This is a genomic window from uncultured Georgenia sp., from assembly GCF_937958535.1.
In the GTDB taxonomy this organism is placed as follows: Bacteria; Actinomycetota; Actinomycetes; order Actinomycetales; family Actinomycetaceae; genus Oceanitalea.
This window is the reverse complement of the sequence record NZ_CALGNQ010000070.1, coordinates 1-12756: the sequence shown is the minus strand read 5'-3', so window position 1 is coordinate 12756 and position 12756 is coordinate 1. Positions and strand designations below refer to the sequence as shown.

At 75.4% G+C, this 12756-nt stretch carries 11 protein-coding genes; 5 read left to right on the top strand and 6 right to left on the bottom strand.

The genetic code is table 11. The annotated features are described in order from the left end of the window. Positions 1-2: 2 nt before the first annotated feature. A complete protein-coding gene (locus Q0195_RS04095; RefSeq protein ID WP_299274931.1) occupies positions 3-401 on the bottom strand; it encodes a hypothetical protein in 399 nt (132 codons plus the stop codon). Between the two features lie 143 nt (positions 402-544). Here Q0195_RS04095 and Q0195_RS04090 point away from each other — a divergent pair, with 143 nt between their 5' ends. Both Q0195_RS04090 and Q0195_RS04085 read left to right on the top strand, forming a co-directional pair. Next, positions 545-1546 (top strand): class I SAM-dependent methyltransferase, encoded by a 1002-nt coding sequence (locus tag Q0195_RS04090; RefSeq protein WP_299274928.1) that lies wholly within the window; start codon positions 545-547, stop codon positions 1544-1546. Between the two features lie 13 nt (positions 1547-1559). Further along, positions 1560-2636, top strand: coding sequence for an ATP-grasp fold amidoligase family protein (locus Q0195_RS04085; protein ID WP_299274925.1), 1077 nt, complete (start codon positions 1560-1562; stop codon positions 2634-2636). Between the two features lie 61 nt (positions 2637-2697). Here the strand turns inward: Q0195_RS04085 and Q0195_RS04080 are convergent, their stop codons facing one another. The 3 genes from Q0195_RS04080 to Q0195_RS04070 are packed head-to-tail and all read right to left on the bottom strand — an operon-like array spanning position 2698 to position 5710. Beyond that, a complete protein-coding gene (locus tag Q0195_RS04080; RefSeq protein WP_299274922.1) occupies positions 2698-2910 on the bottom strand; it encodes a hypothetical protein in 213 nt (70 codons plus the stop codon). Positions 2911-2963: 53 nt separating this feature from the next. Continuing rightward, complete coding sequence (locus Q0195_RS04075; RefSeq protein WP_299274919.1) at positions 2964-3530, bottom strand: hypothetical protein; 567 nt, start codon at positions 3528-3530, stop codon at positions 2964-2966. Continuing rightward, positions 3527-5710, bottom strand: coding sequence for a glycosyltransferase (locus Q0195_RS04070; protein WP_299274917.1), 2184 nt, complete (start codon positions 5708-5710; stop codon positions 3527-3529). Before Q0195_RS04070 ends, Q0195_RS04075 begins: the two co-directional genes overlap by 4 nt. Positions 5711-6218: 508 nt before the next feature. On the opposite strand from Q0195_RS04070, the gene Q0195_RS04065 reads away from it, so the two are divergent. Next, positions 6219-6992 carry a hypothetical protein gene (locus Q0195_RS04065; RefSeq protein WP_299274914.1) on the top strand — a complete coding sequence of 258 codons (774 nt, stop codon included), beginning with the start codon at positions 6219-6221 and terminating at the stop codon, positions 6990-6992. 7 nt (positions 6993-6999) lie between these two features. On the opposite strand, the gene Q0195_RS04060 is transcribed toward Q0195_RS04065, so the two are convergent. Continuing rightward, positions 7000-8988 carry a DUF6541 family protein gene (locus Q0195_RS04060; protein ID WP_299274911.1) on the bottom strand — a complete coding sequence of 663 codons (1989 nt, stop codon included), beginning with the start codon at positions 8986-8988 and terminating at the stop codon, positions 7000-7002. A gap of 9 nt (positions 8989-8997) precedes the next feature. Further along, positions 8998-10293, bottom strand: a complete 1296-nt coding sequence (locus Q0195_RS04055) for a nucleotide sugar dehydrogenase (RefSeq protein ID WP_299274909.1) — start codon at positions 10291-10293, stop codon at positions 8998-9000. 138 nt (positions 10294-10431) lie between these two features. Here Q0195_RS04055 and Q0195_RS04050 point away from each other — a divergent pair, with 138 nt between their 5' ends. Beyond that, positions 10432-11541: a phosphotransferase gene (locus Q0195_RS04050; RefSeq protein ID WP_299274907.1), complete on the top strand. Its 1110-nt coding sequence runs from the start codon at positions 10432-10434 to the stop codon at positions 11539-11541. A gap of 106 nt (positions 11542-11647) precedes the next feature. After that, the coding region (locus tag Q0195_RS04045; protein ID WP_299274905.1) for a glycosyltransferase family 2 protein at positions 11648-12756 on the top strand (1109 nt) is incomplete at its 3' end.

Genomic DNA, 12756 nt, shown 5'->3' with positions numbered 1-12756 from the left:
GCTCACTCCGCGCGCGCGGTGCCGGTGACGGCCCGCAGCGCCGCGGCGGCCTGCTCCAGCTCGGCCTGCGCGCGGTCGAGCCGGCCGACGTACTGCTCCTGCAGCAGCTTGACGGTGCCGAGGACGTCGTCCTGGGTGGCCGCCTCGACACGCGCGCCGCGCCGCAACAGCTCGTCCTCGACGGCCGCCAACCGCTCCTGGGCGCTCTTCTGCCACCGCACGACCTGCCGGTGCTGCTGCCGCACCCGCTGGTTGGCGTCCAGGGCGCTCAGCGCCGCCAGCCCGGCGACGAGGCCGAGCAGGACGACAGTGAGCGCACCGACGTCGTAGGCGTACGCGACGGCGGCACCTGCGACGAGGACGAGGACGCCCACCGCCGCCAGCACGAGCTTCTTGGACACGTTCAACCCCCTCGGGACGACCGGCCCCAGAGTACACAGCCGGCCCTCCGGGGCCGGTGCGGCCGGCCTCACGCCGGTCGCCCTGCGCGAGCCCGTCGCCGTCGGCCTGCGCGAACCCCTCGCCGTCGGACAGGATGCTCGCCATGACGTTCCTCACGCCACGACAGCGGGGTCTGGCCCTGGTCATCGGTACCCTGGCCGTCGTCTCGGCGGCCGTGGCCGCGAGCGGGCGCCCCGGCTGGAGCCTCGCCGTCCTCTCCGTCCTCCTCGGGCTCGTCGGGGCGCTGGTGCTCGACGTGCGGGGGCGGCAGCAGGTCGCCGCCCGTGGCCGACGGCGGCTGGAGGAGACGGTCGCGGCGCTGCAGGTGTCGGTGGGGCGGGAGATGACGGCGCTCACCGCCGAGGTACGGCGCGCCGCCGACCGGCTGTCCGCGCTCGAGGGGGTGGTCCGCGGCGAGGCCCACGCGGCCGCCGGACGGCACGAGGAGACGCTGCAGCGGCTCGCCGCGCTCGACCACGAGCCCGTCACCGAGGTCCAGGCGCTGCTCCAGCTGGTGCCGAAGGTGCCCGACGCCCCGCCTCTCCCGGCGGTGGGCGGCTGGGCGCTGAGCGCGGGCTCGCTGCTCGGCCTGTGGCGCGTCGTCGAGCAGGACCGCCCGGCCACCGTCGTCGAGTGCGGGAGCGGCAGCTCGACCCTGTGGCTGGCGTACGCCACGCGCGCCGCGGGTGGGGCACAGATCGTCGCGCTGGAGCACCGGATGCTCTTCCTCAACCGCACCCGGGCCCTGCTCGCCGAGCACGGGATGGCCGACGCCGCGGAGATCCGCTACGCCCCACTCACCGAGGTGCGGGTCGGGGAGGAGACCGTGCGGTGGTACGACCCGACCTGCGTCGCCGACCTCACCGGTATCGACCTCCTGCTCGTCGACGGCCCACCGAAGAGCACCGGCCCGCTGGCCCGCCTCCCGGCGGTGCCACTGCTGTGGGACCGGCTCTCGCCCGGCGCGGCTATCGTCGTCGACGACGCCCACCGCCCGGACGAGCGCGCGGCGCTGGAGCGCTGGACCGCCGAGTACGACGTCCGCCTCGAACGGCCGCTGAGCAGGGACGCGGTCCTGCTGCGCCGCGGCGCACCCGCGGACTGAGAGACTCGGGGGTATGGTCCTTCGCCCCCAGCTGCGCCGGCTGCCTCCGCTCGCCCGCCGCGACGCCCAGATCCAGGAGCTCCGCCGCGAGATCAGGCGGCTGGAGCGCCGGCTCGAGGCGCGGCAGCGTCAGGTCGACAGGTTGCGGGCCGCGCCGCCACCCCCTCCCCCGTACCCGCCCCGCAAGCCCTCGTGGCACGTGCGCGTCATGGAGCAGCAGCGGGTGCAGCGCGCCATCGGGACCGACCCGGGCTACGCCGACCACCCGCGCCACAACCTCTTCCTCAAGCTGCACAACTACGAGGTGGCCCGCAGCCACGGGGTCAGCACGCCCCAGGTGCTGGGCGTGTGGCCCTCGCCGGCCGAGATCGACTGGGCCGCGCTGCCCGAGGAGTTCGTGCTCAAGAGCAACGGTGGCTCGACCAGCCGCGGCGTCCTGCCGCTGCGCCGCACGGCGACCGGCTTCGAGATGCTCGACGGCACCCGGCACTTCACCGCCGACGAGATCGTCGAGCACTACGCCACCGCACGGCGGGTACGGGCCCCGTTCTTCGCCGAGACCCTGCTCCCCGGGTCGCACGAGCAGCTGCCCGACGACATCAAGATCTACACCTACTACGGCGAGGTCGCCTTCGCGTTGCTGCGCCGCATGCCGGTGCACGGCGACACCTCCCGGTCGCGGGTGCGCTTCCTCGGCGCCGACGGCACCGACCTCGGCGAGCTGCGGCACAACCGCGCCCCGGACGACTCGGTGGCCGCGCCACGGCACTACGCCCTGATGACCGGCATCGCCTCGGTCCTGTCCCTCGCCGTGCCGCTGCCGTTCATCCGCGTCGACCTCTACGACACCCCGGGCGGGGTGGTGCTCGGGGAGCTGACCCCGCTGCCGGGCGACTCGGACACCTTCCTGCCGCAGTGGGACCGGCGGCTCGGGCAGCTCTACGACCGGGCGGAGGCGCGTCTCCAGCTGGACCTGGCCCGCGGGCGTCCGTTCCGGGTGCTGCACGGGCCGCACGACCGGTCCCCGCAGCGGCCGATGCCGGCCACGACCGTCGTGCCCGACCTACCGGCCGGCCTGCCCCGCCGGTGACCCCGGCCCGAGCACGCCGGGACGTCACGGTGGGCGCGCGGCGGCCGAATGCCGGCGGGCCTCAGTGAGCCGACCGGTCGACCTGCGACGGGTGCCGGGCGGCGAGGCGGTCCCGGGTCCGGCTCGCCACGGACATGAGTGCCGCGTAGCCGGCGGCCGCCGCGACCAGGACGACGGTGGGGAGGACGAAACCGGTCCACGAGAGCCAGCCCGCCGCCGCGGCGAAGAGCACGACGAGGGCGATACCGAGCAGGCGTGCACGGTTCGGCGTCATCCATCCTCCACGTGGTCGTCGGCAGGTCCCCGCATTCTCCCACGGGCCGTCGTTCAGCCCGCGCGCCCCATGCTCGCCAGGATGTCCAGGCCGAGGCCGTCGGGCTCGGTGAGCTCGACGAGGGCGACGGCGCCGTAGTGCTGCCGCATGCTGCGCAGCCGCTCGCGGAAGTAGTCCCGCCACGGCACCTGCGGGTCGGTCCACGCGGCCTCGGGGACGAGGAAGTCGACCGGGTAGCCGTACTGGCGCACCTCGGCGAAGTGGTCGGAGTCGAGGAGGACGACGGGCCGGAAGCCGCCGGTGAGCACCTGCTCCTGGGCGACACGCTCGAGGATCGTGGGGATGTCGCCGTCGGGCGCACCGACGAGGCTGACGAGCACGACGGGCAGGTTGTCGGTGCCGTGCCCGGCGACGAGCCGCCCGGCGGAGAGGAACACCGAACCACCCACCCCGGTGACGTCGAGGTCGAAGACGCGCGAGACGACCTCCCGCGCGGTGCGGCTGTCGCGCAGGCGCCCGGTCACCCGGCCGGCGAGCCGCTCGGCGGTGGCGTTGCCTCGGACCCGGCGGGCGACGGTCGCGGCCAGCCGGGCCGCCCGGCCGGTGGGTGGGGTGCTCATCGGGGGTCTCCCTTCGCCAGGGCGAGGAGCAGCCGTGCCGCCTCCACGGCGCCGTTGCCCGGGTCGGCCGCCTGCGCCCGCGCCGCCATCTCCGCGCCCCTGGCGAGGAGGTCGGCGAGGAGCGGGGCGGCGGTCTCCGGCGTGAGCCGGGGCAAGGTGTGCGCCCAGCCGCGGTCGGCGGCGAAGCGGGCACGGGCCTCCTGGTCGTCGAGGGCGGTCGCCGCGTTGGGGACGAAGAGCGCCGGCAGACCGAGCCGCAGCAGCTCGTGGAAGGAGTTGTAGCCGGCGGCGCTGATGACGAGGTCGAAGGCCCGGTACCGGCGCGAGAGCGGGTAGTCGCGCACGAGGTGGATGTCGCCGGCCGCCCGCGTGCCGGCGGCGGCGATCTCCGGAACCGTGACGCACACCCCGACGCCGAGCTCGGCGAGCGCGGCGGCCGCGGCCCCGAGGTCGCCGGAGGTGTCGTTGATGTTCCCGGCACCGAGCGACACGAGCGCGAGCGGCCCCTCCTGGGGCAGGTCGAGCGCGGCGCGGGCCTCTTCGCGGCTCTCCAGGTCCGCGACGTCGAGCAGGGTGACCGGACCGACCCGGTGCGCGGGCAGCCCGACGGTGGCGCCGGCGTCGTACTCGGCGGCGAGGTCCCCCGGTTCGAGGACCTCGTCGAACCAGGCGGCCTTGTCGACCTGCTCGGCGTTGCGGCCCGCGCGCCACATGCCGCGGCGGGACCACACCCAGCGCGGCCCGGGGTTCCGCTCGCGGATCTCGTCGGTGCCCTGGTAGGGCCACGTCCCGTCGAAGACGACGACGTCGGGACGCACCCGGCGGATGGTCTCCCCCACCCGCTCGACGTACATCCCGCGCCAGCGCCCGGGCGGCATCCCCAGCGCCCGGGCCGAGGGCAGGTACTCGTACGGGTGTCCCAGCCGGGCGGCGACGGGCACCGCCTGCGACATCGACAGGAAGTAGGCCGCCGCCTCGTCCCCCAGCCGCCGGGCGTAGGAGAACAGGCGGGTGAGGTGGCCCATGCCGGCGCCGTTGCTGGACATGAGCAGGACGCGCGGCCGGTCGTCGCCGGCGTCGGTGACCAGCGGGGTGCCCCGGCCCGGCTCGGGCGTCACCGAGGGGGCGCCGATGAGCGCCTCGACACGGCGCACGTGGGTCTGGTGGCTGAACCGCTCGCGGGCGACCTCGGCCGCGCGGCGGGCGTGCGCCTCGTAGGCCTCCCGGTCGGCGCGCAGCCGCTCGACCACCGCCCGGACCTCGTGGGGCTCGGCGTAGAGGGCGGCGTCGCCGAAGAGCGCCCGGAAGTGCGGCGGCAGGACGGCGGGCACCCCGGTCGCGAGCGCCTCGAGGATGGTGCGGCCGAAGGCCTCCACCCAGCGCGGGTCGTGGTAGTAGACGAAGAAGTCGAGGCCGGCGAGGAAGTCCTGCGGGCTCATCGCCCCGAACTCCAGCACCTCCCACGTGCGCGGCACCCGGCCGAGCACCTTGGCGACGGGGTCGGCGCCGCCGAGCACGCGCACGGTCCACGAGCCGTCCACCGGGTAGACGGCCTTGAGGGTCTCGGGGTCGCTCGGCCACTTCTGCGGGGAGGGGCGGCTGTGCCGGCCGACCACCGGGCGGTCCCCCGCCCAGCCGGTGCGTGGCCGCGCCCACGCCGCGACGTCGATGACGTTGACCCAGTCCTCGGCCATGAGCCGCTCGGCGGGCACGAGGTCGGCGATCTCCTGCCGCACGAGCGGGCCGATCGGGGCCCACAGCGGCTCGCGGCCGAGCCGCTCCCGGGCGGCCCGGTCCGCCGCGGCGACGTCGTAGACGACCGTGCCGTCGGTGTCCCGCGGGCCCGCATTGGCCAGGACGACGACCTGGTCGGCGTGGACCGGCGGCAGCTGGTCGGCGGCGGCCTGCAGCACGCCGGGGTGGCGGACCACCGCGAGCCGGGTGCGGACCGGGCGCGGACCGACGAGCAGCCGTGCCCGTCCCTCCCGGACGAGCGCCGCGATCGCCGGGTTGACGCCGCGGACCTTGCGCACGAGCGGGCCGTTGAGCTGGAGCAGCCCGGTGGTGTAGCCGGCCGCGTGCTGCGCCTCGATCTCCGTGGCGATGCTGTGGGAGGTGCCACCGGGGAAGCGGAGGTCGGAGATGATGAGGACGTCGACCTCGCGGCTGGTGGTGCTCATGGTGCCCACATCCTGCCACGGGTCCGGACGTGCCCCCCGGGCGCCCCGGCGTCGCGGTCGAGGCCCGCAGATAGGCTGACCAGCGTGTGCCTTCCACGCGTCCAAGGAGTGAGATGAAGCGGGCGGTCCGGTCTCGAGCGGGGCGTCTGCTCACCGTGCTCATGCTGGCGAGTGCCGCCGCCTTCGTGCTCTCACCCGAGCGGGGACCAGCCGCGAGCGCCGCGGTGACCCTCCATCACGCCGCCTTCACCCTCATCGGGCTCAGCATCATCGCCGCACGCCGAGAGCGCAGGGAGCTGCAGCACACACCTACCCACACGCTGGACAGCGCGCGCAGACCAGTCAGCGAGCGTCACGGAGACCGTGTAGCACGCAGCGGCGGACGACGGCAGCGCAGCCGGCGCCGTCCGGACCCACGGGCACCACAGCTGGCCGGGGGCCGATGGGACCAGGTAGCGGTGAACCGCCGGCGCCTCACATCCGGGCGAACGCGCTCGTTACGAGGTTCGTGGCCGAGCACCTCGCGGCACGTACGTTCAACACGTTCCCGGACGCCCCCGGCCACCGCGACTACGTCATCGCTGCCGCGCGGGCCCGCGGGCTCGAGGTCGTCAAGGTCGCCGACGGCCACTACTTCTACCGGGGCGGGAACCCGGTCGGTGGGATCAGGCGCATGGTCACCACCCTTGTCGGCCACCAGGCAGTGCTCATCTGCGGCGCGAAGCACCTGACGCGGGGGCTCCTGACGGCGGCGGGTGTCCCGGTCCCCCGCGGGGCCGACTTCGCTCCGGGCGAGCTCGAGCAGGCCCGGGCCTTCGTCCGCAGCCTCGGTGCACCCGCCGTCGTCAAGCCTTCGCGGGGGCGTGGAGGAGGCGGTGTCACCGTCGCCGTGACCACCGAGACCGGGCTCGAAGCGGCATGGGCACGGGCCCGCGCCACCGGCGAACGCGGTGACCGCATCCTGGTGGAGCAGCAGATGGAGGGCGTCGACGTCACCGACCTGCTCGCCAAACCCGTGAAGGAGCTCGCCGTGCGCGCAGTCCGTGCGATACCGGGTCTCGGCGTCGCCGGCGTCGATCTCATGGTGAGGTCGCTGGACGACACAGCCGGCGCGGTGGTGCTCGAGGCGAACACCAGCGCGAACATCTCGGTCCACCACCGCCCCGCCTACGGGCGGGCCATCGACGTGGGCGCGGCGATCGTGGACGCGATGCTCGAACGGCACACCCTCCAGCCGGACCGCACTCCCCCCGGGGCCGCCTCGGCCCGCGCAGGAGACTGAGCGTGCCCTACCCGCACGCCTCGATGCGGTAGACGGCGGCGTCCCCGGCGGCGTCGACACGCGTGAACCCGGTGGTGACGTCGACGTCACGCATGCCGGCGGTGCGGTCGTCCACCTTGGCGCCGTCGTCGGCGGTGGCGGTGTCCTGGTAGAGGTGGGTGGCCCCCACCTCTGCCAGGGCCTCGCACACCGCCGGGTCGTCGTGGACGGCGGCGAGACGCTCCTGCAGCAGCCGGTGGGCGGGGGCGAGCCCGCTGGCGCCCAGCTGGGGGAAGACGACGTCCACGCCGGCCACCGCGGGCAGCAGCGCCGAGCCGTTGAACGGGTCGCCGACGACGACGGCGTCCGGCGGCAGCGTGTCGGCCAGCCGTCCCATCATGGCGAGCTCGTCGGACGTCGCCATGGTCCCCCAGGCCAGCTCGCCGGGGACGTAGGCGCTGGCGACGACGCGCGCCTGCAGCGGCAGCCGGGCCGCCGCGGTGCCGAGGGGGACGGCGAGCACCGCGGCGAGCGCCGCCGCGCCGGCCACCCGGCCGGGGACGTTCAGGCGCACCCGGTCGGCGAGGCCGGTCAGGGCGTAGCCGGCCAGGAGCACCGCCGGGACCACGGCGACCGGTGCGATGCGGCCGGCCTGGGTGTACCAGAAGCTCGCCAGCCACCGCAGCGGGTGGTCCACCGGGCCGGCGGCGAGCGCGGCGAGGCCGACCCCGAGGAGGAAGGACACGGCGAGCCAACGGTGCCGGCGGTGCACCACGGTGAGCGCCACACCGGCGAGCGTGGCGGCGGTGACGGCCAGGTGGCCACGCCCGTCGCCGGGGTAGGAGTGGACGAGGGTCTGGTCGAGCAGCACCTCGCGCAGGGCGGCGACGTGGGTGCGGCCGCTGGCGCGCTGGAAGCCGACCACCGAGGCGAGCGCGTCGAGGTTCGCCAGCACCACCGGCGTCCCCAGCACCACCGCCGCGAGCGCGAGCAGGGTCCCGACACCCGCCGCCCGCCGTCCGGCCCGGACGAGACGCACCGCCCACCTGCCGAGCGCGGCGACGACGACGGGCCCGGCGAGGACGGCCAGGGAGAAGAGGCCGCTCGCGTGCGCGACGACGACGCCGGCGGTCCCGGCGGCCGCCGCGAGCACGCTGCCGAGCACCGGCGCGACACCGGCCCGGGCGCCGACGGTGCGGACCGCGCGGAGCACGAGGAGCAGGGCACCGGGCAGCAGCGCGGTGGACAGCCCGTTGGCGAGCTGGGCGAGGACGGTGAGCTGGACGACGGGGAAGGCGACGAAACCGGCCGCGAGGAGCGGCGCGAGCACGGCGGGCAGGACCCGGGCGGGGAGCACCTCGCGGGCCAGGCCGGCCAGGCCCACCACCCACACCCCGGTGCCGAGCACGAGCAGGGCGACATTGGTCGCGGCCGGGACCGAGGCCCCGGGAGCCGCCGCGACGAGGGCGTGCCACCCCGTCGGGTAGTACGGGGCGAGAGTGCCGTCGCCGTAGAGGGGGGCGAGCCCGCCGAGCGGGGTGACGACGCCGGTCTCCCGGACGGCGACGACGGCATTGAGGTGGAAGACGGCGTCCCACTGCTGGAGCGGCGCGTCGGGCGCCGGCAGCGTGGCGACGACCGGCGCGGCGAGGAGGAGGAACCCGGCGACGACCGCTGCCGCGACCGGGATCGCTCCCCGGCGGCCGAGCGGCGCGGGCCGCCGGCCGGGGACATCCGGCCGGTCCTCCACGGGCCGGCGGCGGGTGACGGCCCACGCACCGGCGGCGAGGAGGGCGAGCAGCGCCGTGAGCCCGCCGAGCACGGCCGGCAGCCGCCACGGCACCCCCAGGGGCGCCAGCACGACGCTGAGCACGCCGACGCCGGCCACGCTCACGGGTGGCGCGGCGGCGAGCGCCGCCAGGCCGCGCACACCGAGGAGACGCAGCGCCACGGCGCCGGGGACGCCGACGAGGAACGCGATCACGAGCGCGTCCGGCAGCACGTCCCACCAGGTCATGGGTCGGCGTCAGCCGCCGGAGCCGATGGCGATGCGCGGGGTGCCGGCCCACGCGGCCGGGTCGGTGACCTGGCGCCCGTCGACCAGCAGCCGCACCCCGGGCAGGTCGGCCGGGGTGAGATCGCGGTAGGCGGCGTGGTCGGCCTGCACCACCGCCAGGTCCACCGCCTCCCCGAGGTGGTAGGGCTCCCAACCGAAGGCGGCCAGCTCGGCGTCCTGGTACATCGGGTCGTGCACCGCCACCCGCGCCCCGCGCTCCCGCAGCGCCTCCACCGTGGCGAACACCCCGGAGAACGCCGTCTCCTTCACCCCACCGCGGTAGGAGGCCCCCAGCACCACCGCCCGCAGCCCCGCCAGGTCCCCCAGCAGCTCCGCCGCCCGCCCCACCGCGTAGTGCGGCATCGCGGCGTTGTGCTGCCGCGCCGTGCGCACGATCGATGCCTCCGGGTCCCCCGACAGGTACAGCCGCGGGTAGACCGGGATGCAGTGCCCACCCACCGCGATCCCCGGACGGTGGATGTGGGAGTAGGGCTGGGAGTTGCACGCCTCGATCACCGCGTACACGTCGATCCCCACCCGGTCGGCGAACACCGCGAACTGGTTGGCCAACCCGATGTTCACGTCCCGGTAGGTGGTCTCGGCCAGCTTGGCCATCTCCGCCGCCTCCGCACTGCCCATGTCCCACACCCCGTTGGGACGCGACAGGTCGGGCCGCTCGTCGAACTCCAGCACCGCCTCGTAGAACTCCCGCGCCAGCCGCGCCCCCTGCCGCCCCAGCGCCCCGATGAGCTTGGGGTAGCGGCGCAGGTCGGCGAACACCCGCCCGGTCAGCACCCGCTCCGGGGAGAACACCAGGTGGAAGTCCCGGCCCTCCTGCAGGCCCGAGACTTCCTCGATCATCGGCTTCCACCGCCCGCGCGTGGTCCCCACCGGCAGCGTCGTCTCGTACGACACGAGCGTGCCCGGCGTCACGTGCTCGGCCAGCGACCGCGTCGCCGCGTCCATCCACCCGAAGTCCGGCTCCCACGTCGCGTCGTCCACGAACAGCGGGACCACCACGACGACCGCGTCCGCCCCCGGCACCGCCGCCCCGTAGTCCGTCGTGGCCCGCAACCGCCCCGCCGGCACCACCTGCGCCAGCTTCTCCTGCAGGTGCGCCTCACCCGGGAACGGCTCCCGCGCCGCGTTGACCAGGTTCACCACCGACTCCTGGACATCCACCCCGGCCACCTCGTGCCCGGCGTCGGCGAACTGCACCGCCAGGGGAAGCCCGATCTTCCCCAGACCCACCACCGCGATGCGCATGGCCCTCCTCCCGTGCCCGGACGGCCCGGACGTCCGCAGTCACGATATCCGTGCAGCCCCTCGCCTGGCCGGACCACCGCGACCGGGTGTGTGGAGTGGCACACCGAGGGGCGGTGAACTGCCGGTTAACATCCGGGGATGGCCCGCCGCACGCCGGGGCGCACCCGCTCCGACGCCGTCCGCTCCCTGGAGTGGACGGCGGCGATCGAGCGTGCCGGCCGTGCGCTCCCCCGGCGCCGCGGGCTCGGTCGGCTCCGGCGCCGCCAGTACGCGGTCGACCGGCGGGTGGCCACCGCCGTCGGCTTCCCCGGGTCCCCCCTGTTCACCGACCCCGCGACCGGCCGTTCCCTCCTCGTCGACCCCGGCTCCGCGCCGCAGGTGCGGTCGACCGCGACGCCCGACGTCGTGGTCGCCGGCGCCATGCGCACCGCGAGCCGGCTGCGGTACCGCGCGTTCTACCTCGGTGCCGCCCGCTCGCTCGCCGTCCAGCAGCGTCACCGGGACACCCCGACCCCCCTGGTGGGCGGCACCCGGGTGCAGCGCACGCTCGCCGGACGCACCCCGTTCGTCGTGCCCCGCGTACTGGACGCGGGGTACTACGCGGCGCAGCGGGCCGACTGGGTGGTCGAGGAGGCCCTCGACGGCGCCCCCGTCGTGCGGGAGGAGGCGGAACGGACGGCCGAGGAGGTCCTCTCGCTGCTGCCCGAGATGTGGCAGCGCCTCGGCACCGCACCCGCCAGGCTCGACGAGCGGCAGTGCGCCCGCGCCCTCACCGCGTTCACCGCGCTCGCCGAGGACCCGCCCGACGGCATCTGGCCCGGTGACGTCGACCGCGGGGCCACCGCCCGGCGGGTGCGCGAGCTGCTGACCGACGAGCGCCCCCTCACCGTGGGCCTCAGCCACGGCGACCCGGGCCTGGGCAACGTGCTGCGGCTGACCGACGGCCGGCTCGCCCTGGTCGACTGGGAGGACGCCGGGCACCGGCCGGTCGCGCACGACGTCGTCAAGGTGGTCATGTCCACCCCCGACCCGGTCGGTCTGGCCGGACGCCTCGCGCCTCCGCCGTCGGCCGTCGTGGGCTCCACCGCCGTCATGCCCTGGTCTCGGCAGGTCGCCGCGGCCCTCGGCCTGTTCCTCGGCGGGTGGCGCTACCGGCACTCACGCGCCGTCAAGCGGGGCAGCACCGTCGCCAGCCGGCGACGGATGCACGCCATGATCCGCACCCTGGACGTCCTGCTCGAGAGGTGAGCCGGGAGCCACCCGGCCCGTCCGTCGTCGTCCGTCTACGATACGGAGGGCGCGCGCCGCGCCACCTGACAGCTGCACACGCTTCCTGGGAGGACAGTTGGTCGACATGGGGGGTCTGCGCCGGCTCGTACGGAAGGTCGTCCGCCGCAAGGCCGCGGTGCCCGACCCGCAGACCCGCCGGCAGCAGCGGATCGCCGACGCCATCCGCGCCAGCGGCCTGTTCGACGCCGAGTGGTACCGCGAGCAGCTCAGCGCCCCACTGCCGCCCGGCACCGACCCGGTGGAACACTACGTCACCGTCGGCAGCACCACGGACATCTCACCGAACCCGTGCTTCGACACGGAGTGGTACCGCCAGAGCCCCCTGACGCCGCAGCGGCTCGACGTCGCCCCCTTCATCCACTACGTCAACCGGGGCGCGGCGCGGAACCTGCCGCCGCACCCGATGTTCGACCCCGAGTACTACCTCGAGCAGCACCCCGAGGCCGCCGAGCACCCGGGCGGCGCGCTGGGCCACTACCTCCAGGAGGGGTGGCGGACCGGGGCGCTGCCGAGCGCCGACTTCGACCTCGCCAGCTACCGACGCGTCTACGGCCAGGAGACGGCGCCGCCGCTCGCCGACTTCATCAAGCGCACCCGCCGTCTCATGGAGGAGACCCGCGGCTGGGAACACCTGCCCCGCACCTCGGAGAGCTTCGACCACGCGGCCGCCGAGGAGTTCAAGGCCCGTGTGCTGACGGAGTACGCGGCCCTGGACGAGGAGCCCCCGCTCGTCACCGTCGTCATCCCGACCAAGGACCGGCGCGAGGGTGTCCTCACCGCGGTCCGGTCCGTGCTGGACCAGACGTGGACCACCTGGCAGCTCGTCATCGTCGACGACGGCAGCACCGACGGCACGGCCGAGGCCCTCGCGCCGTTCCTCAGCGACCCGCGGATCGAGCTCGTCCGCCGGGAGCGCGCCGGCGGGGTGTCGGTGGCCCGCAACACCGGGCTGGCCCGCGCCCGCGGCGACTACGTCGCCTACCTCGACTCCGACAACACGTGGGTGCCGGAGTTCCTCGAGGTCATGGTCGCCTTCATGCGCACCCGCGGGCTGCGCTTCGGCTACGCCGTCTCCGAGCTCGTGGAGGAGAAGGAGGGCGGCCGGCGCGGCTACCGCGCCCTGCCCTTCAACCGGGAGGCGCTGCGCGAGCGCAACTACATCGACTGCATCGT

Excerpts from the sequence above, each read along its gene's own strand:
- Q0195_RS04090 (WP_299274928.1), top strand. The coding sequence starts at position 545 with ATGACGTTCCTCACGCCACGACAGCGGGGTCTGGCCCTGGTCATCGGT.
- Q0195_RS04085 (WP_299274925.1), top strand. The coding sequence starts at position 1,560 with ATGGTCCTTCGCCCCCAGCTGCGCCGGCTGCCTCCGCTCGCCCGCCGC.
- Q0195_RS04080 (WP_299274922.1), bottom strand. The coding sequence starts at position 2,910 with ATGACGCCGAACCGTGCACGCCTGCTCGGTATCGCCCTCGTCGTGCTC.
- Q0195_RS04075 (WP_299274919.1), bottom strand. The coding sequence starts at position 3,530 with ATGAGCACCCCACCCACCGGCCGGGCGGCCCGGCTGGCCGCGACCGTC.
- Q0195_RS04070 (WP_299274917.1), bottom strand. The coding sequence starts at position 5,710 with ATGAGCACCACCAGCCGCGAGGTCGACGTCCTCATCATCTCCGACCTC.
- Q0195_RS04060 (WP_299274911.1), bottom strand. The coding sequence starts at position 8,988 with ATGACCTGGTGGGACGTGCTGCCGGACGCGCTCGTGATCGCGTTCCTC.
- Q0195_RS04055 (WP_299274909.1), bottom strand. The coding sequence starts at position 10,293 with ATGCGCATCGCGGTGGTGGGTCTGGGGAAGATCGGGCTTCCCCTGGCG.
- Q0195_RS04050 (WP_299274907.1), top strand. The coding sequence starts at position 10,432 with ATGGCCCGCCGCACGCCGGGGCGCACCCGCTCCGACGCCGTCCGCTCC.